Here is a 25,128-nt window from a genome sequence, read left to right as displayed (position 1 = left end):
CGCGACGTCAGAACTGCCACGGGAACGGCGACCAGTCGGGTTCGCGCTTCTCGAGGAACGAATCCCGCCCCTCGACGGCCTCATCCGTGCCGTAGGCCAGGCGGGTCGCCTCGCCGGCGAACACCTGCTGCCCGACAAGCCCGTCGTCGACCGCATTGAACGCGAACTTCAGCATGCGGATGGCCGTGGGCGACTTCGTCAGGATCGTCTCCGCCATGCGAACGGCCTCGACTTCGAGCTCCGCGTGCGGCACGACCCGGTTGACGGTGCCCATCTCCATGGCGCGCTCCGCCGAGTACTCCTCGGCGAGGAAGAACACCTCGCGCGCGAACTTCTGCCCGACCTGCTTCGCGAAGTACGCCGAACCGTAGCCGGCGTCGAACGACCCGACGTCCGCGTCCGTCTGCTTGAACTTCGCGTGCTCGCGCGACGCGATCGACAGGTCGCACACCACGTGCAGCGAATGCCCGCCCCCAGCGGCCCACCCGGGAACGACCGCGATGACCACCTTCGGCATGAAGCGGATGAGCCGCTGCACCTCGAGGATGTGCAGCCGACCGTTGCGGGCCGAGTCGATGGTGTCGCGCGTCTCCCCGTCGGCGTACTTGTAGCCGTCGCGACCCCGGATGCGCTGGTCGCCGCCCGAGCAGAACGCCCACCCGCCGTCCTTCGGGCTCGGGCCGTTGCCCGTGAGCAGCACCACGCCGATGCGCGGGTTCATGCGCGCATCGTCGAGGGCACGCGCGAGCTCATCGACCGTCTGCGGGCGGAACGCGTTGCGCACCTCTGGCCGGTTGAAGGCGACGCGGGCGATGCGGCCCGTCAGATCCTGGTGGTAGGTGAGGTCGGTGAGCTCCTCGAAGCCCGGGACGGTGCGCCAGCGCTCGGCGTCGAAGAGTTCGGAGACGAAGGCAGTCATGCCATAACGCTATCCGACGAGCGGGCAGGGTCCTGCGGGGCGTGCACCCGTCGAGTCCGAGCCTCCGAGCGTTGCGCCGCTACCAGAGGGGCGGCGCGACGGGGAGGGTGCCGCCGTTCGCCATCAGCTGGATGATCGTGTTGCCGACCAGCCACGCGGGGGGTGCCCCGAACGGCAGTCCGAGGATGATCGCGAAGATCGCCGCACCCCTGGCGCTGTTGAAGATGATGCCCCAGAGGGCCATCGCGATCGTCAGGAAGCCCGCGATGCCGGCCGTGAGCAGCCACATCTCGATCTCGAACTTGCGGTCGATGCCGAACAGGTTCGAGGCGTAGAAGAAGACGAAGACGTCGGCGAGCACCGTGATGAGCACCCCGAGGAGCGCCCAGTGGCCGGCCGACCAGCGGCGCGGGTTGAAGGCGATCTCGTACCAGGTGCGCTGCACGAGCGAGCCGTGCCGATACTGCGGCTTCCCGTACCCGAGCCTGCCACTGCCGCCCGTCGAGACGACCCGTTGGGGGCGGTGCCCTCCAGAGCCGGAGCTGACGAGGGCGTCACCGAAGTCCTCGTCGGCCGGCGGAGGGCTGAAGCGAGGTGCGGGGCTGGAGAGGTTCGTAGACATAGGAGTTTGCGTCCGGCATGACCGATCGATGCCTCAGCCTAGCGCGATCCGCGCCGAACGTCCCCAGCCGGTGAGACCTTCCCGGGACCGCGCGAGACAATGGCGGCATGCAGCTGCCCGAGATCGACGAGCTCCTCGACCGCACGCACATCGTGACGCTTCCCCTCGTGACCCGGTTCCGAGGGGTGGATGCACGCGAGGTGGCGATCATCCGCGGCACCGTCGCATGGAGCGAGTTCTCGCCGTTCCTCGAGTACGGCGACGCGGAAGCCGCGAACTGGCTGCGCGCCGCGATCGAGTTCGGCTTCGATGAGACCCTCGAGCGTCACGCGGAGGGCGAGATCTGGGTCAACGCGACCGTGCCCGCCGTCGGGGAGGCCGCGCTCGACGGCGTGCTCGCGCGCTTCGACGGCTGCCGAACGGCCAAGGTCAAGGTCGCCGAGCGAGGGCAGACGCTCGCCGACGACATCACCCGGGTGGCCGGCGTGCGCGAGCGCCTCGGCGCAGATGCGCGGCTGCGCGTCGACGCGAACGGCGGCTGGTCGGTCGATGACGCCGTCACCGCTCTCCGGGCACTGGCCCGCTTCGGCCTGGAGTACGCGGAGCAGCCCTGCGCGACGACCGCCGAGCTCGGCGAGCTCAGGGGCCGCCTGCGGGACGCTGGCATCGAGGTGCCCATCGCCGCCGACGAGTCCATCAGGAAGGCCGATGACCCCCTGGAGGTCGCGCGCCTCGGCGCAGCTGACGTGGTCGTCGTGAAGATGCAGCCCCTCGGCGGGATCCGCCGCGCGGTCGACATCGTCGCGTCGGCGGGGCTTCCCGCGACCGTGTCGAGCGCCCTCGACTCCTCGGTCGGCATCGCGATGGGAGCACAGCTCGCCGCAGCCCTGCCAGCGCCTCGCCACGACGCGGGCCTCGGAACGGCGTCGCTGCTCGCGGAGGATGTCGTGATCGAGCCGCTCCGCCCGCGCGCCGGGCGCATCCCGCTCGCCCCCGTCACGGTCGACGAAGCCGCGCTCAAGCGGCTCGCCTCCCCTGCCGAACGGCAGGAATGGTGGAGGGAACGGCTCCGCCGCTGCCATGCCCTCCTCGCCGGAGGGTCTGCTCAGATCCCCGAGTAGGCGTGCAGTCCCTTGAAGAACACGTTGACGACGCCGAAGTTGAACATGACCGTCGCGAAGCCCGCGATGGCAAGCCACGCCGACGGCGTTCCGCGCCAGCCACGCGTGGCACGAGCGTGGATGTAGCCCGCGTAGACCACCCAGATGATGAAGGTCCACACTTCCTTGGTGTCCCAGCCCCAGTAGCGGCCCCAGGCGCGCTCAGCCCAGACGGCCCCCGCCATGAGGGTGAAGGTCCAGAGGATGAAGCCGATGATGTTGATGCGGTAGGCGAGGTTCTCGAGGCGCACCGCGTCTGGCAGCGCCGAGAGGAGCTTGAGCTTCGTGGGCAGACCGGCACGCACGCGCGCAACTCGACGAGTCTGCAGGAGCTGCGCGGCGCTGAGGCCCGCGCCGATCGCGAGGCAGCCGGTCGCGAGCGACGCGACGAACACGTGGATGACGAGCCACACCGACTGCAGAGCGGGCGCAAGCGGCACGACATCGACGTAGAAGCCGAGCGTGGCGATGCCAAGCGTGATGACGGTGAAGCCCGTGATGAAGGTGCCGAGGAAGCGCACGTCGGCCCAGAAGCGGGCGAGGAGGAAGACGAGCACGATGAGGAGCGTCGAGGTCATGGAGAATTCGAACATGTTCGACCACGGCACCCGGTCAGCGGCGATGCCGCGGAGGGTGGTCGCCGCGAGGTGCACGACGAACGCGGCGATGGTCAGCCACATCGCGATGCGCAGCGACGGCGTCGCGCGGGTGTCGCGCCAGGCGTCGCCCGACTCGGTGCGCGTGGACGCGAGAGACACCGAGCTCGCGGGGTCCTCCGTCGTGTAGCTGGCCGGCTCGGACACGTCGCGGTCTGCCGCGACGCCGTCATGCGCGGCTGCTCCTGCCGGGGCTGCCGCGCCGACGAGCGCATTGCGGCGCGCGGCGGTCGCTCCGACCGCCGACTGCCGTTCGGAGCGTTCGGCTGCGCGTGCGCTGCGACCGGCCAGGTCCATGGCGAAGGCGATGAACGCGATCGAGTACACCGCCATCGCGACGTAGAGGAGCAGGTTCGACCAGCTGGACAGCGTTTCGATCATGGAGCTTCCTGAGTGGGAGAAGAGGCGAGCGCCGCGCCTTGGCTGCCGGCGCCAGATGGTGAGCTTTGGGTGGCCTCGGGGCCTTGAGGTGCCCCGGCGGCGCGGGCCGGCGACGCAGGTTCCGCTAAGCCTACGATCTTTCTCGTGTGGGCGTCGAGGAGATCATTGACCGAGGCGGCCAGCTGCGGGTCGTCTCCACGTGCGAGGCCCGCGTACTCGACGAGCACGGTGCCGTCGGAGCGGGTCGTGGCCTTCACCCAGAGGCGGCGCCGCGGCACGAGCAGTGACGTGAAGAGGCCGCCGATGATGAGGATCGCGAAGATGAGCACCGGTATCTGTGTCGGGTCCTCGTGCACGTCGAAGGACGCGTAGCGAGGAACCTCGCCGAGCTCGATCGTGCCGAGGCCGTTCGGCAACTCGGCGGTCTCACCCGGCCGGAGCTCGATGGGCTTGAAGTCGAGGTCGCGAGCCGCGATGGGCGTGAGCGTATCCGTGTCGAGCGTGTACACGGACCTCGGGACCCCGTCGTCGAGGCCGAGGTCACCCGAGTAGACGTTCAGCGTCAGCATCGGGTCGCGGAGGTCGGGATGGTTCGAGGTGAGCGCACCCGACTCGAGTTCGACCGCTGAGGGGTAGAAGAAGCCGAGCATGCCGATCTGCTCGTCGAGCCCATCCGGGACCTTCACGACGCCCATGGAGGTCAGGAAGGCGTCCTGCGGGAGGAACGGGACGAAGTCGGAGAAGACCTCGTTGCCGTCCGGGTCGCGCACCGTGATCTCGGGGGCGTAGCCGTTGCCGAGGAGGTAGCTGTCGGTACCGGCGAAGCGAAGCGGGTCGTTGACGCGCACCGTCTCGGTCTTCGGCTCGCCGCCCGGAGTGTTGACGGTGACGTTCGCCGCGTAGTCGGTGGCCTGCCCGATGGCGTTCTGGTTCTCCTCCTCGTACGTGATGTCGAAGGAGTCGAGACGCATCGAGAACGGCGCGAGCACGTCTGGCGTGAAGAATCGTCCCGGGTTGAACGACGAGTAGCTGACGAGGCCGTTCACGAACGTCTGGCCCTCGACGAGCACACGCTGCCCGGACCAGGTGAAGCCGCCGCCGATACCGACGGCCACGATGATGCCGACCATGGCCGAGTGGAAGACCAGGTTGCCCGTCTCCCGCAGGTAGCCGCGCTCCGCGGACACGGAGATGCCGCGCTTGCCCTCATCGAAGATGACGGTGCGGTACTTCTTGTCGCGCAGCAGCTTGGCGGCCTCGTCGATGACGGCGCCGCGCTTCGGGTCGAGCGACGAGTCGAGGACCTGCGTGGAGTAGGCGTCGAGCCGCGAGAGACGCGCGGGAGTCTTCGGCGGCTTCGAGCGCAGCGCATCCCAGTGGTGCTTGATGCGCGGGATGATGCAGCCGATGAGCGAGACGAAGAGCAGCAGGTAGATCGCCGTGAACCACGGGGAGCTGTACACGTCGAACATGCCGATGTCGTCGAGGAACGGGGCGATGTCCGGGTACGTGTCCTGGTAGACGATGACCCCGTTGGGGTCGCTCGAGCGCTGCGGCACCAGCGAGCCGGGCACGGCGGCGATGGCGAGCAGCAGCAGGAGGAGCAGCGCGGTGCGCATGCTCGTGAGCTGACGCCAGGCAGTGCGGAGCCAGGCGACGAGCGCGGATGCGCGGCCGGGCTTCTTGATGTCGCCCGGCTTGTTCGGCATGCTCGCGCGCGCGGCGCCTGATGCGGTCTTCTTCGGTTCGCGGTCGCGGGCTTCGAAGCCGTCCTTCCCCGCGTCGAAGTGGTCAGAGGGCCGGGACATAGCCGCCGATCGTCGCCGCGAATGCGGACATGAAGTGCTGCCAGACGCCGATCACCATGAGGAACCCGATGAGGATGAGGATGCCGCCGCCGACGAGGTTGATCGTGCGGATGTGCTTCCGCACCCAGTTGATGCCCGTCGTCACGCGGCCGATGCCGAGCGCCACGAGGACAAACGGGAGGCCGAGCCCGATGCAGTAGAAGAACGCGAGGAGCGCTCCGCGGCCGGGGGAGGCGAACTGGTAGCTGAGGGAGTTGATCGCGATGAGCGTCGGCCCGAGGCACGGAGCCCATCCGACGCCGAAGACGATGCCGAGAAGGGGCGCTCCGAGCAGGCCGGACGGCGCGAACTTCATGCGCGCGGTGCGCTGCATGAACGACACCTGGCCGATGAACACGACGCCCATGACGATGACGACGACGCCGAGCACCCGCATGATGACGCGCTGGTACTCCATGAGCCAGAATCCGAGCAGACCGGAGGCCGCGCCGGAGAGGACGTAGACGACGGTGAAGCCGAGCACGAACAGCGTCGCGCCGAACGCGACTCGGCCGCGTCCGGTCGTGAGGCGGGCGAGGAGGCCCCGCTTCGCTTCGGGCTGGTCAGCGAGTCGCGATGCGCGTGAGGAGGACTCGGCTGCGGCTGCGGGACCCGAGTGCGCTCCGACGCTCTGGCGAGCGGGGACCTTGGCCGGCGCATCCTGTGCCACTGCGCCGACGAGCCCGAGGTAGCCGGGCACGACCGGCAGCACGCACGGGGAGGCGAAGGAGATGAGGCCGGCCAGGACGGCGAGCGGGATCGCGAGGAAGAGCTGGCCGCTCACGATCGTCTCGCCCACCGCGCTGCCGGGGGCGATCGCCGTCAGCGCGGAGGAGGCGAGCAGGGGGGTCGTCACTTGCTGCTCTCTGCGAGCGTGTCGGTGATCATCGAGTTCAGGATCGAGGGGTCGATCGGCCCGCGGATGACGGAAGCGACCCGACCCTCGGCGTCGAGCACGAGCGTGGACGGGATGGCCTGGGGAGGCACGTTGTCGGCGAAGGCGAGTCGCACACTCGCGTCGTCGACGTCGAGGATCGACGGGTACGTGATGCCCTGCGTCTCGGCGAAGGTCTTGGCGGTCGCCGCCTGGTCGTAGATGTTGACGCCGACGAACTTCACGCCGTCGTCTTCGTGCTCTTCCCAAGCTGCCTGCAGGTCCGGGGCCTCGAGGCGGCAGGGCGGGCAGGAGGCGTACCAGAAGTTGACGACGGTGACGGAGCCCGCGAGATCCTCACTGGAGAGCTCGTCTCCGAACTCGGTGACGCCACCGAACTGGATCGGGTCCTGTCGTTCGCCCGCCGGGAAGATCTCGTAGCTGCCGTCGCCCGCGACGTAGCCCTGATCTCCCCCGGCGGCGTAGTCCTGGGCGAGCGGCTCGTCTCCGGAGCAGGCGGCGAGCGCCAGCATGGTGGCGACGCTTGCGGTCGCGAGGGCTGCACGGAGGGTTCGGGGAAAGCGCGACGTCTTCACGCTCTCTGAGCGGATGGTCACACGGCTCCCTCATCGGTGGCGGCGCCGAGTTCGTGCGCCGCCGGTTCGCGGTAGTCGGCTTCCACGAAGCCGGTTGCGGGGTGGTACTCCAGCGTCGTGATGCTCGAGAGCGAGCACCGCCGGTGCTTCGGGTTGTGCGCGAGCGGCTCCTTCGAGAGCGCGCGGTGCACCATCCAGATCGGCAGCTGGTGAGAGACCACGATAACATCGCCGCCATCTGCGAGCTCGGCCCCGTCGAGCACCGCCTCTCGCATGCGGGCGACGATGGACTTGTACGCCTCGCCCCAGCTGGGGCGCAGGGGGTTCACGAGCTTCGGCCACGAGCCAGGGCGACGCAGGGCTCCGTATCTGCCCGTCATCCGTCGCCCCTCGAAGGCGTTCGTCGGCTCGATGACGCGTTCGTCGATGACGGGCTCGAGGCCGAACAGCTCGGCGATGGGTGCCGCCGACTCGCGGGTGCGCTGCAACGGGGAGACGACGAGGCGGGTGGCGGGCACGGCCCTGGCGTGCAGGTCCTCGGCTGTGACGCGCGCCATGCGCGCGCCGAGCTCGGAGAGGCCGAAGCCGGGGAGGCGCCCGTAGAGGAGCCCGTTGGGGTTTTCGACCTCGCCGTGGCGGACGAGGTGGATTCGCTGTGCCGCCATGCGCTCCAGTCTACGAACCGCCACCGACACTGCGGCACAGGATGCGCATCCGCACCCCAAGCTGTGCCTTGTTGTCTTCCCGCTCGCACGCGTCTGCGCCTCGGGTACCCTTGCGAGGTGACTGATCGCGCCCTCATCTCCTCCCTTTCCACGCTCGAAGACGGCCCCGTGCTTGTGCAGGGGTGGGTCGATACGGTTCGAGACCAGAAGAAGGTGCAGTTCGTCGTCCTCCGCGACGAGAGCGGCGCCGTCCAGCTCGTGAACCCGCGCGCCGAGGGCCGCGAGGCGATCTCCGACACGATCTCCGCGCTCGCCCAGGGCAGCTTCATCTCCGTGCGCGGCCAGAAGAAGGCCGACGAGCGCGTGAAGCTCGGCGGCCTCGAGGTCAAGGTCGACGAGATCGTCGTCGAGACCGCGGCGCTCCCCGAGACGCCCATCGCCGAGGACACGTCGATCGACAAGCGCCTCGACTGGCGTTTCCTCGACCTGCGCATCCCGCGCAACGCCCTCATCTTCCGCATCCAGACGACGTTCGCGCACGCGTTCCGCACCTACTGGGTGGAGAACGGCTACGTCGAGCTGTTCACCCCGAAGCTCATGGCCTCGGCGTCCGAGTCGAAGGCCGAGCTGTTCAAGGTCGACTACTTCGACACGAGCGCGTATCTCGCGCAGAGCCCGCAGTTCTTCAAGCAGATGGCGATGAGCTCGGGCCTCGGCAAGATCTTCGAGATCGGGCCGGTGTTCCGCGCTGACCCCTCCTTCACTTCGCGCCACGCGACCGAGTTCACGGGCATCGACGCCGAGGTGAGCTGGATCGAGTCGCACGAGGACGTCATGCAGATGCAGGAGCAGCTCATGGTTGCCGGCCTGCAGGCGGTCAAGGATGCCCACGGCGAAGAGATCAAGGCGCTCTTCGACGTCGACATCGTCGTTCCGTCGCTGCCGTTCCCGCGCATCCCGCTGCTGGAGGCTCGAGAGATCGTCGAGGCCCGCGGCCACAAGCTCGAGCGCAACGACCTGGACCTCGACCCTGAGGGCGAGCGTCAGATCGCGGCGCACGTGCAGGAGACGTTCGGCCACGAGTTCGTGTTCCTGACGGACTACCCGGCTTCGATCCGGCCGTTCTACCACATGCGCCACGAGGGCGACGAGTCGCTCACGAAGAGCTACGACCTGATCTGGAACGGCGTCGAGATCTCGACGGGCGCTCAGCGCGAGCACCGTGTCGACTTGCTCGAGGAGCAGGCGAAGCAGAAGGGCATGGAGGTCGACGAGCTCGGCTTCTACCTCGACTTCTTCCGCTACGGCGCGCCGCCCCACGGTGGGTTCGGCATGGGCTTCGCGCGCATCCTGATGCTGATGCTGCACCAGACGACGCTGCGCGAGGTCACGTACCTGTTCCGCGGCCCGAACCGCCTGCAGCCGTAAGCCACCCGGCAGCCTGCCCTGCCGAGTCTCCCCAGAGCCGTCCGCGAGTGATCGCGGGCGGCTCTGCTGCGTCCGGGGCGCGCAGCACCGCGGTCGACTGAGCGCTAGCCCGCTTCGCGGACGCCGGCGTCCTGCGCCAGTTGCGACACGCGCTGGTGGCTGATGCCGAGGACTTCTGCGATGTCTCGCATCGTGAGCTGCTCGTCGCGAAGGCGGGCCACGGCCGACCGCATGCGGCGTGAGGCGACAGATTGGGCAGCGGCTGCCGCCGCCGCCGCGTCCTGCGCGCCGTGAACAACGCCATCCGTCGCAGTATCGAACACCGGTAGGAGCGCGATCTGCACGTCTGCCGCTGGCACACCTTCGAGGAGCTCGACCGCGTCCGCGACCTGCTCTCTGACGTGCTCGAGGCGCTTCACCTGCGTGAAGAGTCCTGGCACCTCTGGCACCTCGACGGCCCACCAGGAACCGGAACGGGTCGCCCGCGCCGTTACCTTCATCGTTCGATTCCCATCTGTCTCAGGATGGCTCTTGCCGTCCGCTCGTTGATCTCACTGTGACGCGGCACGACGGTCCTCGCGCCCCCGATCACGACCTTGGTGTGGCTGGCGCCTTCGGTGAGCACCATCTCGAGTCGCTGTTCGGCTGCATGTCGACGCAGTCGCCGGAGAAGGTCCAAGCGTTTCACATGTTTGTCCAGAGGTATAGACGAATACTGGCAATAGCTCTTGACAAATTTCGAGCGGCTCTGCTGCGTTCGGGGCATGGGTCAGCGTCGTCGGGAGACCTCGTGGCCGGGCGGTGGTGGCGCGCAGGGAAGGTCGTCGCCGCGGCGGCTGGTGCTCTCGCGGACGTCGGGGCTCGCCTCGAAGGGTCCGTCTGGGCTGAAGAGCACGCCAAGGTGGTAGTCGGCGTGGTCTCGGAACCAGAGGGACGCACCTCCGGGCACGTCCTTCAGCTCCTCCCACGCCTGCCAGAGCCCACCGAGGCGGAGCACCGCTTCCGGGGAGTCCCACCAGCGCGCCGACCAGACGCGCGTCCGGCCGTCGACTCTGCGCGCGCAGCTCCGCGCGACGAACTCGGCCACGAAGTCGGCGAGGCACGCGAACTGCGGTCCCGGAGCCCGCGCGAGTTCGCTCGAGATGCCACCCTGGCTCTGCTCCTGATTCACGGCAGTGTCTCCTCTCCGCGTTCCGCCTCGTCGCATTCAGCCCCGTCGCGTTCAGCCTCGTCGCGTTCCGCCCCGTCTCCTCCTGTGGCGTCGCCTCCTCGTTGGTGCGCGGTGATCGACGCGCGGATGCGCGCGGCGTGCGGGCCCTGCATCCACGACCTGGTCCTGATGAGGGTGGGGCGGCTGCCGGATGCGAGCACGAGCGCGCGCCCGCGTGGGAGCGCGCTGAGTTCGGCGACGTCGAGGATGCGCTCTCGATGCAGCTGCTTCGAGACGGTGCGGTGGCCTCGTCCGTAGCTCAGCGAGGAGAGCTCCCGGTCGTGGTCGCCGACGAGCTTGGAGAGCTCGTCGAGGAAGGCCGCCTCGCTGACGCCTCCCCCGTAGATCTTGATGTTGGCCGCCGACCAGAGCTTGCGCATGCCGCCTTCGCCCCAGACCTCGGCGCCCTGCGACCAGGATTGGAGGATGGTGATGAGCACGATGCCCCGCGACCCGTAGTGGCTGTATAGGTCGGGGAGGCTTCGCCAGCGGCAGACGTTCGCGGCCTCGTCGAGGACGCCGAGCAGGGGCCGAGCGAGCCGTCCGGACAGCGAGGCGGAGGCGAGTTCCTCCGCCGCCTCGGCCACGGCGACGGTGAGGGCGGTGACCAGCGGGCCTGTTGTCCCTTGTCCTTCGCGGGACAGCGAGTAGAGCGTGTCGGTTCCACGGACGAACTCGCGCGGGTCGAACCGCGGCCTCGTGTCGAGCTCCCCGGTCGCTGTGATCCACGGGGCGAGCGCGCCGTTGGTGAGGCAGGACGCCATCTGCTGCGCGGTGCCGTAGATGCCGCCGCGTTGGCGCTCGGGCGCGCTGATCACCCCCTCGAGCTGGTCGGCGATGAGGCGGTACCCCGCATCCCGCAGGATGCCGACCGCATCGTCGTCACCGGGCCGCGTCACCAACCGGTACACCTCGGTGATGCGGGTGCCTGCGAGGGCCCCTGCCAGGAGGAGCGCGGCGAGGAGATCCTTCGCAGCTGGGTCGAAGAACGCGTCTGCCCTCGAGCCCGGCTCCCGGGATCCGCTCGCGAAGTGCTCGGCGAGCTTTCCCGCCTGCACCTCGTCGGTGACGTAGCTGAGCGGGTCCCACCACCACTCTGCGGCGTCGCCTGCAACACCCTGCGGGTCGAACACCCAGACTCGCCCGGCCTCGGCGCGCACGCCCCGGGTGGCGTCGACGACATCCCGCTTGTTGGACGTGACGATGACGGCTCCCGGCGCCTCGACGATTGCGGGGATGGCGAAGGCCGTCGACTTCCCGGTTCGCGGGCCGCTGATGTTGATCTGCATGTCCTCCCAGCTGCCGAAGACGGGGGAGCCGCCCGGCAGGCTCGTGCCGAGCCGCACGCCGATGGGGCCCGCGACGCCGAGGCGCTGGCTGCTCGCACGCGCCCCGCGGGCGCTGATGCCTGCGATCTCCCGGCCCCGCCCGAGGAGCGCCGCAGAGCGGTCGAGGCGTCGACTGCCGGTGAGATGCCCGCGAGCGAGGAGCAGCGTCGCCGAGACCGCGAGCGCCAGACCGAGACCGAGCGCCACCGCAACCCCGGTCGCTGTGGCAGTCCAGTGGATGCTGCCCCGAAGCACGCCGAAGAACAGCGCGAACACATCGTCGGGCAGCGGCTCGCTGGGGCGTTCGACGTTCGCGGCGACCCGCACGCAGAGGTTGGTCCCGCCGATGGCGACCACGGCGGCAGTGAGTCCGATCCACAGCAGCACGGCCTCGGCAGCCATGCCGCCCGGGCCCCGCTTTCGCGGCGCGCTCATCGCCGTATCCGCTCCGGGTCGAAACCAGCTGACGGTTCCGGGCCCAGCCCGGCCACACGGCTCGGCTCGTGCCAGAGCTTGTTGGTGTCGTTGATGCTCGCCTCTGCGGCGGTGAGCTGCACGTCGACCGGGATGCCAGGCCTGCCGCCGACCTTGACGAGGAACTTGCCTCGCCCCGGTGGCTCGGCCTCTCTGCCGCTGGTCGCGTCCCAGGCTGGCGGGTCCTGCCAGCCGATGAGAAGTTCCTGCTCTGCGAGCGACAGGGGCACCGCGGAGGTGAGGCGCGGCATCTCGGCACCCGGCAGTCCGCCGCAGATGACCATGCCGGCGCGTTCCACGAAGCCCTTCGCCTTCATCCGCTCGGACTCGGTGGGCAGCGCGAGCAGGTCGCTCATGGTGTGCGAGATCATTGCCATGCCGACTCCGCGCTGGCGATTGAGGCGAGTGAGGGCGTCGACTCTGTCGACCATTCCCTTGCCTGCTCGCAGCGCGCGCCAGAGCTCGTCGAGGATGACGAAGTAGTGCCGGCGGGGCTCGAGTCCCGCATCCGCGAGCACGTTCGCGACGTTGACGGTGCCGAACCCGGCCGACCAGCAGGCGAGGAGCGCGGCCGCCTGCAGGTCCACGTCGGAGTCGTCGATGGACGAGACGTCGTACACGACTGGCGCGTCGCGTCGCGTAGGGTTGGTGGTCTGGCGGGAGAACGTCTCGCCGAGCCTGCCCCCTCCGACGAGCCCGATGAGGGAGGCCTCGAGGTCTTCCGTGATGGCCTTGTACCTGCTGTCGTCTCCGCGGTCGAGCGCAACCGCGCGCACCTCCGGGGGGCCTGCACGCACGACCTCGAGGAGGTCGCCGAGAACGGGCACGCCGTCGTGGTGCTGGTCGAGCCACTTGAGTGCCCGGTCGAGGATCGTCTCCTCTCGATCGCTCGGCGGCTGGAGCCGCATGATCGTGAGGAGGGCCGACACCATCGTGTGTCTGCGGCCATGCGCATCGGCGAGCACTTGGCCAGCCTCGGCGTCGAAGCCGCTCGCCCTGAGCCGCCGCGCGGCGGCCGTCGCCTCTCCCGGGTCGAGCACGTTGAGGTAGCCGCGTCCGCGCCCGAGCGAGATGACCTGCCCGCCGAGGGCAGTGATCATGTCGACGTGGTCGGGTTTGAGGTCGCCGAGCACGAGGGGCATGACGCCGTAGCCGGCGAGGCCTGTCGCCATGCGACGCACGAGCGATGACTTCCCGAGCCCGGGCTTGCCGAGGATGAACGCGGAGGGGTTGCTGATGAGCTTCGCCCGCTGGAACCACGAGATGGGGTCGCAGCAGAGGGTCGCGCCGGTCTGCGTGTGCCGCCCGAGGGGCACCCCGATCATGGGAGTTCCCGTGCCGACAGCGAAGGGCCAGAGACCGCACACCTGGACGGTGGTGCCGCGCCATTCGTCGGGCGCCTGGACGTAGGTGGATGCGCCCCGGCCGGTCCCGCTCCAGCCTCTGGGACCCGGCCGCTCGGGTGGGCGCGCTCGTTCCTGGGTCGCCTGCTTGCGTGACCTGGCGTGTGCTCGTCTCATAGCTTCTCTCTCAGTTCGCTCGGCACTCGCAGGTGCTTGCTGAGGACCAGGCCGAGCGGGAGCGCCGCGGCGAAGGCCGAGTCCTGGGATCCGTAGACGGGGCGCAGGCGGAGGCGTGCTGTCGCGGCGAGGTTGTCGACGGCCGCTCGTGCGTCGAGCTCGTGGGCGGCGTCGAGCACTGTCGCCGTGACGAGCACTCCGAAGTTGATGAGGCCAGCGCCGGATGCCTCCTCGCTTGCCGTCGCGGCGGCGGCGCGGACGGCGAGCGTGTCGCGCGCGGCGGGTTTCGAGGTGGAGGTCTGCCTGAACTGGGCCGCGCTGAGGTCAGCTTCGACGAGTGCCGCTGCTCTGGCGGCGTCGATGGGGCGGTAGAGCAGCGTCACCCGCTTGCGCGCGATGTCACGATGGGGCGCGAGGAGCCGCGCGAGGACGCTCGACTGCACGCTGCCCCTGGGTGCGACGGTCATCGCCCAGGTCGTCGAGTAGGCGGAGTCGTGACGGTAGCCTGCCCAGCTGGCGCGGGCCGCCGCCGGGCCGACGTCACTCCAGCTGAGCTCCGGGATCTCCCCTCCGGCGTGCGCCTCGTCGATCAGCACCGCGGCTGCCGGGTCGTAGGCGACTCGGACGATCTCGCAGAGCTCCTGCCCGGTGAGCGGTTGCGCCACGCCCGCGCCGGTTGCCTGGAGCCCCGCGCTGAGACCGGGGAGCCGCGCCGCGAGCTCGCGCGCCATCTCGTCCGGCGCCCTCCTTCTGGCACCGACTCGGAGGGCCCCCTGGAAGGTGAGCGCGACGAAGGCCTTCACCGTGGAGGAGCCCTCCGGGTACCCCGCGACGGTCTCCTCCAGCACCGCCCGCGCGAAGGCTGGCGCGTTGGGGTCGATGTTCATGGCGACCTCTCGCCTGAGGCGAGAGCCGGAGTCGGGGGCCGTCTCGATCGTCACCGACGCCGCCTCGATGCCCGGTTCGTCGCCGAGGCTGGAGAGCCAGTGGCCCCACTCGGCGACCCAGGAGTCGATCTGCTCCTGGTCGACGAGCGCCGCGCCATCCGGGTCCGTGCCGAACACGACGGTGTAGCTGCCGACCGCGGGCGTCAGGAGCAGCGCGAATGGCCGGCCGTGCGAGTCGACGTGCTCGCTCAGCCTGGTCGGCGCTGCGATGCCCGGCAGCTGGAACGTCGCCCACGGCACTCGACCGACCGGACCGGACCGGTACGCGGATTCGCCCCTCGCCCGCGAGAGGCCCCAGCCTGAGTGGGCTCCGAGCCGCGACAGCGCGTTCTTGCCGTGCGCGTCGCGCACCACGAGCATCAGGAGCGCGACGCCGATCCCCGAGGCGACGATGAGCGCAGCGATGAGGCCCGAGATCATGACGGCCACGACGACGAGCACCAGTCCGCCCAGCAGGAGCGCCGTCCCCACCGAGCCGAGACCGAGCAGTCCCGCTGACGTCGGCTTCCGCCAGTTCCCGTAGGTTCGCGTCTGTCGTGTCATCGAGCTATCGACCACCGCTCGGGTCCTCTCCTGTTGTCCGTTCTGCGACCGCGATCGCGGCGTCAGTGCCGTACTGGACGGCTTTCTTCAACGGCTGAACGCCTGCGATCGCTGCCGCGACGTAGGGCCCAGCGAGGGCCTTGCCTGCTCCCGCTGCGGCTGCCGCACCGCCGGAGGCAGTACCCGTCGACGCGGCTGCGCGTGTGCTCCCCGGCGATGCCGCAGATGTTCCCGCCGCAGCAGGCACCGCCCGCGGGCTCGGTCCTGAGCCGCGCGACGCAGGGCCGCCGCCTGTCGAGGCACGCCCTCCGCCGCGCGGGACGCTGCTCCCCTGGGGTGCTGAGGCCGGCCTCGGTCGTGCACCCTCTGGCACCCGATCCGCGACCGAGGTGGCGATCGCGGCACCGCCCCCACTCGAGGCGATCGCGCCCACCATGGGCGTAACGAATCGCATGAGCGCGGGGAGCGCGACGATGGCGAGCACGAGGATCACGATCCCCGTGTAGGTGGTCAGCACGGCGCCGCTCTCGGCGCTCGGGGCCGCCCCGGTCATGCGAAATCCGGCGGCGTAGACGATCGCCGCCGCTGGCTTGTAGAGGATGAAGGCGGTGAGCCAGGCGAGGCAGCGCTGGAACCAGCCCCGGCCGAGCTCGGTGTTCGTCGCCGAGGCCGCCAGCGGGAGGATTCCGGCGAGGATCACGAGCATCCCCCCTCGCACGATCATGAGGAGCACCTGGACGACGGAAACGAGGCCGACGATGACCCCGATGAAGAGGCCGTTCACGACCCCGGAGAACGCGGCGGGCCCGGCAGTCCCGCCTGCTGCGCCGGCGACACCGGCGATCGAGGTTCCGAGCATCACGCCGACGTTGTCCTTGAAGCAGTTCGGTGTTCCGTCGAGGTCGCATTCGAGCGACTCGTCGATGATCCAGGTCGAGAACGAATCGCCGGCACGGACGAGCAGCCACACGATCGTGAGACCGACGCTGGCGACGACCACCAGTGTGAGGAGGCTCTTCAGCAGCTCCTGCCCTGGCCTCGCGCGCTGCTCCCAGGCCATGCGAGCACCGCCGATCATGACCGACACGATCGCGCAGACCCCAGCCAGCCACCACGTCGACGACTGCAGGAACGTCGCAGTGTTGGTCGCCGCCGCTGGGGCCGTGGGGATGAGGGCCGACACGAGCGACGAAGCTCCCGCGATGAGCACCCCGCCAGCGAGCACCGCGAACAGGCGTCCATGGAAGGGGACGCCGTCGCCTGAGCGGATGCGCAGCCCCACCATGACGGCCAGGAAGACGAGTCCGATGATCGCGACGGTGCCCGAGATCCAGCTCACGTAGCCGAGGACGGTCCCGAGGTGGGTCTCGATGTCTCCCGTCGGCGCTGCCGGCGCCGTGCCAGAGGGCGCACCGGTCGTCCCGAGGTCGGGCGTCGGGACGTCGACCCACATCGTGCCGAGAGTCGAGAGCTGCTCGGCCATCCACTCGTTGATGTCGTTCTGGAGGGCTTCCCGTGTTCGAGTCCACACCGTCGAGGCGATCTCCTTGGAGTAGCACTCGAAGTCCATGAGTCCGCAGTCGGCCATCAGGCGCTCCATCTCACGTAGCCGCCGACGTCGCCAAGCGACTGCAGGCGCACCGGAGCAGGCTCATCGCTCGGAATGCGCCAGTCGCCGTCGACCCAGACGAGGTCGATGACGGCGGCGATGAAGCTGGTCGTCCCGTCGACGCTCACACGCTGGGCGACGTCGACGCGCGCGGTGTCCCCGTCGAACGCAAGCAACCGGTAGCCCACGATCTGGAGTCGCACGCCGGAGCCTCCCGAGCCCGAATCGGCGAGCAGGGACTCCCGATGCTGGCCTGCGGCGAGTGCGTAGTCGAGGAGCGGCGCTCGAAGCGCGGGAGTGTTCGACTGCACGAGGAAGTTCGCGGCGGCGAACAGCGCCCCCTCGGCTGAACGTTGGAAGCAGTATCCGAAGCCGTCCTCGTGCAGTGCCGCCGGGCCCGCTTCCGGTGAGCTCGGTGCCAGGTTGACGTCGACGTCGCGCCAGCTGGTCGCCGGTGCGATCAGGAGCTGCCTGTCAGCGGGAGGCAATGAGGTCCGCTCCGGTTCGCGCAGCCCGCAGCTGCTCGGAGAGACGGCCGCGACCGCGCCGGCATCACCGGGCCCGGGCTCGGGACCCGCAGGCGTGGCACCCGCCGAAGCGGATGCCCGCTGGCCGTCGCCCACTGTCATCTCGCCTCCGGATGTGCCGCCACCGAAGGCGGCCTGGATGGAGACCACGACGCCGGCCACGACAAGCAGGGCGACGCCCAGCGCGGCGACGATGAACCCTGGCCGGCTCCCGGAGGAAGCCCTCCGGCGCTGCGCTGACCGCCGTTGGAACGATCCGCCGCTCGGCATGATGCTCGCCCTCCCCGCATCAGACGAAGAAGCCGACGAGGCTGGTCGCCGCCGAGATGATGATGACGCCGCCGAGCGCCATGCCGATCTTCCCCGCGTGCTCGCCGCCCTCGCCTCTGCGTGACTGGATCGCCATCATCGTGCCGGCCGCGATGAGGCCCAGGACGCACACGGCGAGACCGATCCACTTCACCCAGCCGAGCAGCGTCGTGAGCCCCTCGGTGCCTGGAGGCTGCACGGGGTCGGGGTCGGGGAGCGTCGTGAGGTGCGCTGATGCGTCGAGCAGCAGGTCGGTGAGTGCGGCGATCGTCATGGTCGGTGGTCTCCTGTCGAGATGAACGCGGGAACGCGCGATGAAGGGCAGCTCCGCTCACGGCGGGCTCGAGCCGTCGCCGGGCAGTCGAACCGCGAGCGCTCGAGTCAGCTCGCCGTGGGCCCACCGGGGACATGAGCCGGCAGGTCGACGACCTCAGACGGTTCGTCGGCGTGTGCACCGGCTCGGTACAGGAATGGACTCTACGCACGGTCGAGGGGGCTGCGAGGAGTTATCCACAGCCACGATCTGGGGCCTCCCGAGCCACCTAGATTGGTCCTCGCCGCAGCCGGTCTGCGGCGAGAAGGGGGTGCTCCATGCGCCGAAGAATCGCTGTCGCCGGGCTTGCCGCCATGGCCCTCGGTGTGAGCGCAGGCGTGAGCGGCTGCTCGCCCGCCGAGGTACCGAGGCACGCTCCAGCCACCGCTCCAGCTTCGCCATCGGTGCCGACGCAGCTCGCCCGCGGACCGCAGGATGAGCACGTCGACACGCACCTCCCTGGGCCGTCTCCGACGCACGACGAGGCCTCGGATGCGGAGGCTCTGGCCGTCGCATCTGCCACCATCGAGGCGTACCTCAGCCGCAAGACCGAACGACGCGCCTGGCTCGAAGCGCTGGAACCGCATCTCACGGCGTCGGCGATGGCCGCGCTGAGCTCGGTCGACCCTGCCACCATCCCCGGAGCCTTCCTGACCGCCGCGACTCACCTCGAGCGCCACACGAGCGGGTACCTGGCTCACGTCACCGCACCGACCGAGTCGGGTTCCTACCGCCTGCTGCTCGTGCGCGACGGCAGCTCCGGGCCCTGGCTCGTCGCCGAGATCACGGCCAAGGAGTCGAGCTCGTGAGCACCCGGAACGGCCTCTGGTGGGGCGTTGCGATCGCGGTCCTGCTCACGCCGGGTCTGCTGCTCGGCGCGCTCGTGGTCGCGGCCATCGCGAGCACCGCGCTCGTGGGTGTGGCCGCCTGCGCGACGCCCGACTTCCCGTTGCCGGGCGTCTTCTCCGACGCTGGGCCCGAGGCGAAGTCGAGCGTGGGCATGGAGGCCGAGCCGAATTCCGCGGCCGCGCTCGAGGTGAGCACCATGATCGGGGCAGATCATGTCGAGTTCGCCGGCGCGCAGCTGTCGAATGCGGCCCATATCCTGCTGGCGGGCCGCGCGGCTGGACTCGGCACGCGCGATCAGGTCATCGGTGTCATGACCGCGATCGGCGAGTCGACACTGCTGGTCATCGACCACGGCGACGAGGCTGGCCCTGATTCACGTGGCCTGTTCCAGCAGCGCGACAACGGCGCATGGGGCAGCTACTCCGACAGGATGGACCCGCGCATCAGCGCGGACCACTTCTTCGCAGCACTGCTCGCGGTGACCGAGCGAGACGCGCTCACCCCCTCCGAGGCAGCTCACCGCGTGCAGGGCAACGCCGATCCGGCGCACTACTCGAAGTACTGGCAGGCAGCCGTCGCAGTCAGCGAGACGATCAGCGGGTCCAGCACGGGCCTCGGCGACGGAGCACTCGCTTCCGGTGCCAGCGCGATCGGCTCGGATGGCGATGGATGCGGCGCGGCGGGAGCAGGAGCATCCACCCCTGACGGCGGCAGCCGCACGGCGGTGAGCCCGGGCGGCTGGGCAGCTCCCGGTCTGGGCGGCATCACCGACACATTCGGCAACAGGTTCCACCCGACCGACTTCGAGTGGCGGATGCACAACGGCATCGACCTCGCCGCCGGCGGCTGCGGGGGCCAGATCTGGGCCGCGCAGTCGGGCACCGTCATCGAGGCCGAACCGGACAGCTCCGGCAACGGGACGATCGTCGTCGACCACGGCGGGGGGCTCATCACCAAGTACCTGCACATGGAGGCGGACGGCTACCTCGTCGGGGTCGGAGCCACGATCGCGGCGGGGCAGCAGATCGGCATCACCGGCACCAGCGGGCAGTCGACCGGCTGCCACCTCCACTTCGAGGTGGTCGTCGACGGCAGTCGCGTCGATCCCCTGCCGTTCCTGGCGTCCCGCGGGGTGAGCTTCTGATGGCGAGGAGGCGACGGTCCGACCCAGCGGAGCCCGGCATGGCGGTGCCCCGCTGGCCGCGGATCACCGCGCGGCTCGGAGTCGAGGGCCAGGGGGAGCTGTCCTGGAACTCCGTGGTGCACCGGATCTCCGCGTCGGATCGCGAAGCGGCACGCGCCGACATCGTCGCGCGGTGCACGCGCATCGCGCAGACGATCGCACGCCCCGTCCGACTCGAGCTGCACGAGCGCGACCGGATGCGCGCGCTGGTGGTGCATCCGTCTGGCGCCGCTGAGCCCGGAGACACCGAGGACGGGCCAGGCCGCACCGAGCCGGACCTGCCAGCGCCGGTGGTGGTGACCGGCACGTGTCGCGCGTGCGGCTGCACCTCGAGCGCCGCCGACACACGGTGCCAGGAGTGCGGCGCCCTGGAACCGCTGAGTCGCAGCGCCGAGACTTCGACCAGAGCAGCGAGGGCGGTTCCCGCGGAGGACGGTGCGGGCGAGCGTCGACGGACCGGCAGACGCGAGCTCCGTCGAGAAGCGCCGCAGCCGCAGCCGCAGCCGCAGCCGATCGCACCATCGCCCACGCTCTCCCGAAGATCCCGAGAGAGATCCAGGCAGCAGGGGGCGGGTCGCGCGTCTGCGCGACCGCTGCCGTCGCCCCGAGCCCTCGTCATCGAGTTCGACGACAGCTCACGCGCGGTCCTCTCGGGCAGCGCGGCGCTGGGCCGCAACCCGTCGCCCGTCGACGGCCGCATCCCGGTTCGCGTCGACAGCCGAGACAGCACGGTCTCCCGCACTCACGCGCTCGTCGACGTCGACCACGCGGGCCGCATCCTCGTCACCGACTACCACTCGACACACGGCGTGCACCTCAGCGGGAGACGCACCTCGACGTTCGAGCCGGGCGTCGTCTACCGCGTCCCCGACGGCGCGCAGCTGCGGCTCGGCGACGTCCTCTGCCGGGTGAGCACCGAGACCGCCGGCGCTCGCTGAGTGCCCTGGCAGCGACCGGCAGCTCCTACGTGCGGGACGCAGCCGCGAGCGCGACATCCAGCCGCTGGGCCTCCACGAACCACTGCGAATGCTGCACCCCGTCGACGAGGACGACCGGGATGAGCTCGCCGTACTGCCGCTGCAGGGCCTCATCGTCGAGGATGCTGAGCACCGACAGCGCGGCGCCGTGACGGGCCGTCACCTCCCGCACCACCGGCTCAGCCTGCTCGCACAGGTGACAGCCCGGCTTGCCCAGGAAGGTGACCTTCGGAACGCGCGCATCCGTCATGCCTCGAGTCTCGCAGACGAGTGCCCCGAGACGGCAGGCGCGCAGGTCACCGCCGGTCGAGCACTCGACCGGCGAACCGGCGCCTTAACGCAGAAAACGCCTGACCCGAGGGCCCGGCGCTCTGCGTCGTCGCGACTACTTCTTGTTGCGACGCTGGTGGCGAGTCTTGCGAAGCAGCTTGCGGTGCTTCTTCTTCGCCATGCGCTTGCGGCGCTTCTTGACTACTGAACCCATAGGAACATCCTTTATCTACAAGTACGAGGTGTGCGCAGCGGTGGGCTGCGGCATCGCTCGCGTCAGCTTACACGTCACCTGCCGGTAACCCTGTGTCCAGCGGAACTCAGGCAGTGTGCTGGTCGAGCTCATCTCCGCGGCCGGACTGCTTGATGGCCTCGGAGACCGCCGACTCCGGCACCCGGAACGAGCGGCCGAAGCGCACCGCGGGAAGTTCACCGGAGTGCACGAGTCGGTACACCGTCATCTTCGAGACCCGCATGAGTTCTGCCACCTCGGCAACGGTCAGGAACCGCACATCAGACAGGTCGTTTGCCATGTGTTGCAGCTCCAAGGTGACAGATGATCCGCGCGTTACGGAAGTGAAGTGAGTGTCAATTGAACACCTTATGGCCCAGAGCACTGCAGAAACAAGGTCCAGAGCGAATCATGCCGTGCCACGGATTCGCGATTCCACCCGCGAGGAGTAGCATGACCGACGCCTCGCGCACGCGCGGCGTCGTCGACGGTGCAGTGAATTGGGGATGGGATGCGCACTCCGCGGGCCTCGAGCATCCCCGCACCCGTGGACACGGATGGGCTGCTGCGGCGCATCGTCGCGGCCGTCGGCCGGAAGATCGACGACTTCGCCCACCACACGCCGTCCCGGTTCGCGGTCATCATCTTCACGAGCATCATCCTGCTCTGGACGACGATCTACATGCTGCCGATCTCCTCGGCCGACGGAACCATGACTCCGTTCCACGAGGCGCTCTTCACCGCCGTCTCCACGATCTGCGTCACCGGCCTCTCCGTGGTCGACATGGCCACCCACTGGTCGGGCTTCGGCCACTTCATGGTGTGGCTCGGCATGCAGGTCGGGGCCATCGGAGTGCTGACGCTCGCGAGCATCATGGGCGCGATCGTCACGCGGCGCCTCGGACTGCGGCAGAAGCTCGTCGCGGCGAGCGACAGCAACGCGCTGCGCACGCACGCCGGCCCCGTCTCCGAGTCGCAGGCGGTGAAGCTGGGCGACATCGGCGGGATCCTCGCGACCGTCGCGATCTCGCTCGTCATCATCGAGACGATCATCGCGATGCTCATCATCCCTCGCCTCCTGATCGCGGGCGAGCCGCTCTGGGACGCGATCCTCGACGGCTTCTTCTGGGCGACGTCGGCGTTCACCAACACGGGGTTCATGCCGACGAGCAGCGGCATCGCGCCCTTCGCGACGGATGTGTGGATGCTCACGTGCCTCGCGACGGCCGTCTTCCTCGGCAGCCTCGGCTTCCCCGTCATCTTCGCTCTCACTCGCTGGGTGAAGACGAAGCAGCGCATCTCGGTGCACGTGAAGCTGACCCTCTCGACGACCGTGCTGCTGTTCGTGCTCGGCGCGGTCGCGATCTACTTCCTCGAGGGCGACAACCCCCAGACGATCGGCGCGCAGGACCCGTGGTTCCGGCCGGTGACCTCTGGCTTCATGTCTGCCATGACCCGCTCCGGCGGCTTCTCCACGATCGACCTCGCCAACGCCGACCCCGCCACCATGCTCGCCATGCAGATGCTCATGTTCGTGGGTGGCGGCAGCGCGTCCACGGCGGGTGGCATCAAGGTGACGACGCTCGCGATCCTCTTCCTCGCGGCCTTCGCCGAGGCGAAGGGCGTCAACGACATCCAGGCGTTCGGCCGCCGCATCCCGAACGATGTGCTGCGCCTCGCCGTCAGCGTGACGCTCTGGGGGGCGACGATCGTGGCGGTCTCCTCGATCTCCCTCATGCACTTCGCCTCGGTGCCCTTCGACGAGGCGATCTTCGAGGCGATCAGCGCATTCGCCACCTGCGGCCTCTCGACGGGGCTCACCGGGGACCTGCCAGAGCAGGGCGCGTACATTCTCTCCATCACCATGTGGCTCGGCCGCGTGGGCACGGTCACCATGGCCGCCGCGCTCGCTTCCAGCGAGCACAAGCAGCTGTTCAGGCTGCCCGAAGAAAGGATCATCGTTGGGTGAGCCGATTCCACACAATGCGCCGGTGCTCGTCATCGGCCTCGGCCGGTTCGGCGCTGCGACCGCGGGCCAGCTGCAGCGTCAGGGCCGCGAGGTGCTCGCGGTCGACACCGACGAGGGACTCGTCCAGAAGTGGGCGGAGCGGGTGACGCATGCCGTGCAGGCGGATGCGCGGAACATCGAAGCCCTGCGGCAGATCGGCGCGCACGAGTTCGCCGTCGCCGTCGTCGCCGTCGGCACGTCGCTCGAGTCGAGCGTGCTCGTCACGGCGAACCTCTCCGACCTGAAGGTGCCGCAGATCTGGGCGAAGGCGATGTCAGCGACACACGGCAAGATCCTGGGACGCATCGGCGCGCACCACGTCATCTACCCGGAGCGGGAGGCTGGCGAGCGCATCGCGCACCTGCTCTCGGGGCGCATGCTCGACTTCATCCAGTTCGATGACGACTTCGTGCTCGTGAAGCTCTACCCGCCGAAGGCGATCCGGGGCGTCCCCCTCATGGAGTCCGGCGTTCGCACGAAGTACCGGGTGACGGTCGTCGGGGTGAAGAGCCCGGGCAAGCCCTTCACCTACGCGATGGCGGACACGGTGGTCTCGAACCACGACCTCGTGATCGTGTCCGGCTCGGCCTCCGATGTGGAGCGCTTCGCGGCGCTCACGTAACCGCCCCGGCGACCCACGGCACGTGACGGGTCCTGCGCTGCTCGCTGTCGAAGACGTGCCCCATGCGCTTGCTGTAGTGGAGCATGATGCTGCGCTCGACGACGCGCACGTCACCGTCCTGCACGATCTGCATCTCCACGTCCGGCGCCTCTGCGAGTGAGCTCAGCCAGACGATGGCGTACAGGTTGGCGCTGCCTCCCGCGAGCGCCGCGCAGGCACGCACCGACTGGCGCTGGCTGATGCGGGCTGCGGCGCTGTAGAGGCGGCCGGCCGGCACGACCATCCACAGCACGAGCGAATAGGGCCAGCGTGGCTGCTCGAGCTGCACGTCGATGCGCTGCACGATGTGTCCGGACCGCACGGCGCGGTGCACGAACCTCCTGGCGTGAGCTTCCGAGACGCCGAGTGCCGATGCCAGCTCGCTGCTCGGCGCTCGGCCGTCGCGCTCAAGGACGCTGATCGCCGTCGCAAGCGCGGGACTCGGCGAAGGGGCCGAGGAGCCGCCATCGCGAGCCTCGACAGTTCGCGGGGCTCCGCCGAGCCCCGAGCGCCAGTGCGAGCCATCGAGGAACATGCGAGTCACGAGCATGGAGCGCATCCGCACGACGTCGCCGCGAGAGGTGAGACCCACTCGGAGGAAGCGTCGAAGCTCCTGCACGTTCGGCACGAGCACGGTCAGCATGAGGTCGTGATCTCCCGTGATGCCGGCGATGGTGACGACGCGCGGATGCGAGACGAGCGCCTCGACGACCGTCTCGACGGTCCCCGGCCGACACTGCACGGCGATGATGGCCGTCACCACTCCGGAGTTCCATCCGACGTGCGTCGTGACCCACGCGGAGTCCGCCGCGTGCAGTCGCTCCCAACGGCGCCGAGCCGTGGGCGCGCTGACGCCGAGGGACTTCCCGATCTGCGCCCACGGCGCGCGGGGGTCCTCCTGCATGACGTCGATGAGCGCCAGGTCCGTTTCGGACAACGCGGGTGCGACTTCAACCGGCTCAAGATCCATATCGAACATCTTGGACCCAATTCCAACTCAGAACAGCCGTCGTAACAGGA

The 25,128-nt window shown here is 69.4% G+C and carries 26 protein-coding genes; 7 read left to right on the top strand and 19 right to left on the bottom strand.

All coding sequences use genetic code 11. The features are described from left to right. Nucleotides 1–7 precede the first annotated feature (7 nt). Entirely contained in the window at nt 8–919 is a 912-nt protein-coding gene (locus tag ITJ61_RS13780; protein ID WP_104243435.1) for a 1,4-dihydroxy-2-naphthoyl-CoA synthase, read from the bottom strand. Between the two features lie 79 nt (nt 920–998). Then, nucleotides 999–1,541, bottom strand: a complete 543-nt coding sequence (locus ITJ61_RS13775; protein ID WP_104243437.1) for a hypothetical protein — start codon at nt 1,539–1,541, stop codon at nt 999–1,001. Between the two features lie 107 nt (nt 1,542–1,648). Between ITJ61_RS13775 and ITJ61_RS13770 the strand changes: the two genes are divergently transcribed. Beyond that, a complete protein-coding gene (locus ITJ61_RS13770) occupies nt 1,649–2,662 on the top strand; it encodes an o-succinylbenzoate synthase (RefSeq protein ID WP_104243439.1) in 1,014 nt (337 codons plus the stop codon). Here the strand turns inward: ITJ61_RS13770 and ccsB are convergent. The 5 genes from ccsB to ITJ61_RS13745 are packed head-to-tail and all read right to left on the bottom strand — an operon-like array spanning nt 2,647 to nt 7,720. Beyond that, nucleotides 2,647–3,738 (bottom strand): c-type cytochrome biogenesis protein CcsB, encoded by a 1,092-nt coding sequence (gene ccsB / locus ITJ61_RS13765; RefSeq protein WP_104300480.1) that lies wholly within the window; start codon nt 3,736–3,738, stop codon nt 2,647–2,649. The two genes, ITJ61_RS13770 and ccsB, sit on opposite strands and share 16 nt — an antisense overlap. Beyond that, nucleotides 3,735–5,546, bottom strand: a complete 1,812-nt coding sequence (gene resB, locus ITJ61_RS13760; protein ID WP_104300478.1) for a cytochrome c biogenesis protein ResB — start codon at nt 5,544–5,546, stop codon at nt 3,735–3,737. The genes ccsB and resB overlap by 4 nt, the downstream gene beginning before the upstream one ends. Continuing rightward, a complete protein-coding gene (locus tag ITJ61_RS13755; protein WP_416366857.1) occupies nt 5,530–6,384 on the bottom strand; it encodes a cytochrome c biogenesis CcdA family protein in 855 nt (284 codons plus the stop codon). The genes resB and ITJ61_RS13755 overlap by 17 nt, the downstream gene beginning before the upstream one ends. Before the next feature lie 53 nt (nt 6,385–6,437). Next, complete coding sequence (locus tag ITJ61_RS13750; RefSeq protein ID WP_323744363.1) at nt 6,438–7,076, bottom strand: TlpA disulfide reductase family protein; 639 nt, start codon at nt 7,074–7,076, stop codon at nt 6,438–6,440. Then, entirely contained in the window at nt 7,073–7,720 is a 648-nt protein-coding gene (locus ITJ61_RS13745; protein ID WP_104243445.1) for a histidine phosphatase family protein, read from the bottom strand. The genes ITJ61_RS13750 and ITJ61_RS13745 overlap by 4 nt, the downstream gene beginning before the upstream one ends. A 117-nt stretch (nt 7,721–7,837) precedes the next feature. Between ITJ61_RS13745 and aspS the strand changes: the two genes are divergently transcribed. Beyond that, nucleotides 7,838–9,148 carry an aspartate--tRNA(Asn) ligase gene (gene aspS / locus ITJ61_RS13740; RefSeq protein ID WP_194686455.1) on the top strand — a complete coding sequence of 437 codons (1,311 nt, stop codon included), beginning with the start codon at nt 7,838–7,840 and terminating at the stop codon, nt 9,146–9,148. 104 nt (nt 9,149–9,252) lie between these two features. On the opposite strand, the gene ITJ61_RS13735 is transcribed toward aspS, so the two are convergent. The 8 genes from ITJ61_RS13735 to ITJ61_RS13700 form a co-directional block, all read right to left on the bottom strand. Further along, nucleotides 9,253–9,648, bottom strand: coding sequence for a type II toxin-antitoxin system HicB family antitoxin (locus ITJ61_RS13735; protein ID WP_194686454.1), 396 nt, complete (start codon nt 9,646–9,648; stop codon nt 9,253–9,255). A gap of 269 nt (nt 9,649–9,917) precedes the next feature. Further along, on the bottom strand, nt 9,918–10,319 hold the full coding sequence (locus tag ITJ61_RS13730) for a DUF4913 domain-containing protein (RefSeq protein WP_323744362.1): 402 nt from the start codon (nt 10,317–10,319) through the stop codon (nt 9,918–9,920). After that, a complete protein-coding gene (locus ITJ61_RS13725) occupies nt 10,316–12,121 on the bottom strand; it encodes a type IV secretory system conjugative DNA transfer family protein (protein ID WP_194686452.1) in 1,806 nt (601 codons plus the stop codon). The genes ITJ61_RS13730 and ITJ61_RS13725 overlap by 4 nt, the downstream gene beginning before the upstream one ends. Further along, nucleotides 12,118–13,680, bottom strand: a complete 1,563-nt coding sequence (locus ITJ61_RS13720) for an ATP/GTP-binding protein (RefSeq protein ID WP_194686451.1) — start codon at nt 13,678–13,680, stop codon at nt 12,118–12,120. The genes ITJ61_RS13725 and ITJ61_RS13720 overlap by 4 nt, the downstream gene beginning before the upstream one ends. Further along, on the bottom strand, nt 13,677–15,170 hold the full coding sequence (locus tag ITJ61_RS13715; protein ID WP_194686450.1) for an SCO6880 family protein: 1,494 nt from the start codon (nt 15,168–15,170) through the stop codon (nt 13,677–13,679). Before ITJ61_RS13715 ends, ITJ61_RS13720 begins: the two co-directional genes overlap by 4 nt. 4 nt (nt 15,171–15,174) lie before the next feature. Then, nucleotides 15,175–16,758 carry a hypothetical protein gene (locus tag ITJ61_RS13710; protein WP_194686449.1) on the bottom strand — a complete coding sequence of 528 codons (1,584 nt, stop codon included), beginning with the start codon at nt 16,756–16,758 and terminating at the stop codon, nt 15,175–15,177. Next, nucleotides 16,758–17,576, bottom strand: a complete 819-nt coding sequence (locus ITJ61_RS13705; protein ID WP_194686448.1) for a hypothetical protein — start codon at nt 17,574–17,576, stop codon at nt 16,758–16,760. The genes ITJ61_RS13710 and ITJ61_RS13705 overlap by 1 nt, the downstream gene beginning before the upstream one ends. Before the next feature lie 19 nt (nt 17,577–17,595). Next, the gene (locus ITJ61_RS13700) at nt 17,596–17,889 is read right to left on the bottom strand and encodes a hypothetical protein (RefSeq protein ID WP_104243463.1); all 294 of its coding nucleotides are present in this window, start codon (nt 17,887–17,889) and stop codon (nt 17,596–17,598) included. Nucleotides 17,890–18,206: 317 nt separating this feature from the next. Here ITJ61_RS13700 and ITJ61_RS13695 point away from each other — a divergent pair, with 317 nt between their 5' ends. The 3 genes from ITJ61_RS13695 to ITJ61_RS13685 are packed head-to-tail and all read left to right on the top strand — an operon-like array spanning nt 18,207 to nt 20,898. Then, nucleotides 18,207–18,737: a hypothetical protein gene (locus ITJ61_RS13695; protein ID WP_146081180.1), complete on the top strand. Its 531-nt coding sequence runs from the start codon at nt 18,207–18,209 to the stop codon at nt 18,735–18,737. After that, nucleotides 18,734–19,921: a M23 family metallopeptidase gene (locus ITJ61_RS13690; RefSeq protein WP_323744361.1), complete on the top strand. Its 1,188-nt coding sequence runs from the start codon at nt 18,734–18,736 to the stop codon at nt 19,919–19,921. Before ITJ61_RS13695 ends, ITJ61_RS13690 begins: the two co-directional genes overlap by 4 nt. Before the next feature lie 38 nt (nt 19,922–19,959). Further along, the gene (locus tag ITJ61_RS13685) at nt 19,960–20,898 is read left to right on the top strand and encodes an FHA domain-containing protein (protein ID WP_194686447.1); all 939 of its coding nucleotides are present in this window, start codon (nt 19,960–19,962) and stop codon (nt 20,896–20,898) included. Nucleotides 20,899–20,923: 25 nt separating this feature from the next. On the opposite strand, the gene ITJ61_RS13680 is transcribed toward ITJ61_RS13685, so the two are convergent. The 3 genes from ITJ61_RS13680 to ITJ61_RS13670 all read right to left on the bottom strand — a co-directional run bounded on the left by ITJ61_RS13680 (nt 20,924) and on the right by ITJ61_RS13670 (nt 21,740). Beyond that, nucleotides 20,924–21,187 (bottom strand): glutaredoxin family protein, encoded by a 264-nt coding sequence (locus tag ITJ61_RS13680; RefSeq protein WP_104300462.1) that lies wholly within the window; start codon nt 21,185–21,187, stop codon nt 20,924–20,926. Between the two features lie 135 nt (nt 21,188–21,322). Further along, on the bottom strand, nt 21,323–21,421 hold the full coding sequence (locus ITJ61_RS13675; protein WP_082775156.1) for a 30S ribosomal protein bS22: 99 nt from the start codon (nt 21,419–21,421) through the stop codon (nt 21,323–21,325). A gap of 106 nt (nt 21,422–21,527) precedes the next feature. After that, nucleotides 21,528–21,740 carry a helix-turn-helix domain-containing protein gene (locus tag ITJ61_RS13670; RefSeq protein ID WP_104243471.1) on the bottom strand — a complete coding sequence of 71 codons (213 nt, stop codon included), beginning with the start codon at nt 21,738–21,740 and terminating at the stop codon, nt 21,528–21,530. Between the two features lie 210 nt (nt 21,741–21,950). Between ITJ61_RS13670 and ITJ61_RS13665 the strand changes: the two genes are divergently transcribed. After that, the gene (locus ITJ61_RS13665; protein ID WP_104342733.1) at nt 21,951–23,408 is read left to right on the top strand and encodes a TrkH family potassium uptake protein; all 1,458 of its coding nucleotides are present in this window, start codon (nt 21,951–21,953) and stop codon (nt 23,406–23,408) included. Then, nucleotides 23,401–24,069, top strand: coding sequence for a potassium channel family protein (locus ITJ61_RS13660; RefSeq protein WP_068478414.1), 669 nt, complete (start codon nt 23,401–23,403; stop codon nt 24,067–24,069). The genes ITJ61_RS13665 and ITJ61_RS13660 overlap by 8 nt, the downstream gene beginning before the upstream one ends. On the opposite strand, the gene ITJ61_RS13655 is transcribed toward ITJ61_RS13660, so the two are convergent. Beyond that, nucleotides 24,062–25,078, bottom strand: a complete 1,017-nt coding sequence (locus tag ITJ61_RS13655; RefSeq protein ID WP_194686446.1) for an Lrp/AsnC family transcriptional regulator — start codon at nt 25,076–25,078, stop codon at nt 24,062–24,064. The two genes, ITJ61_RS13660 and ITJ61_RS13655, sit on opposite strands and share 8 nt — an antisense overlap. Nucleotides 25,079–25,128: the final 50 nt, after the last annotated feature.

The sequence above is a fragment of the Pseudoclavibacter sp. VKM Ac-2888 genome (genome assembly GCF_015351285.1).
GTDB lineage: Bacteria > Actinomycetota > Actinomycetes > Actinomycetales > Microbacteriaceae > Pseudoclavibacter.
This window is presented reverse-complemented; position numbering and strand designations above follow the sequence as displayed.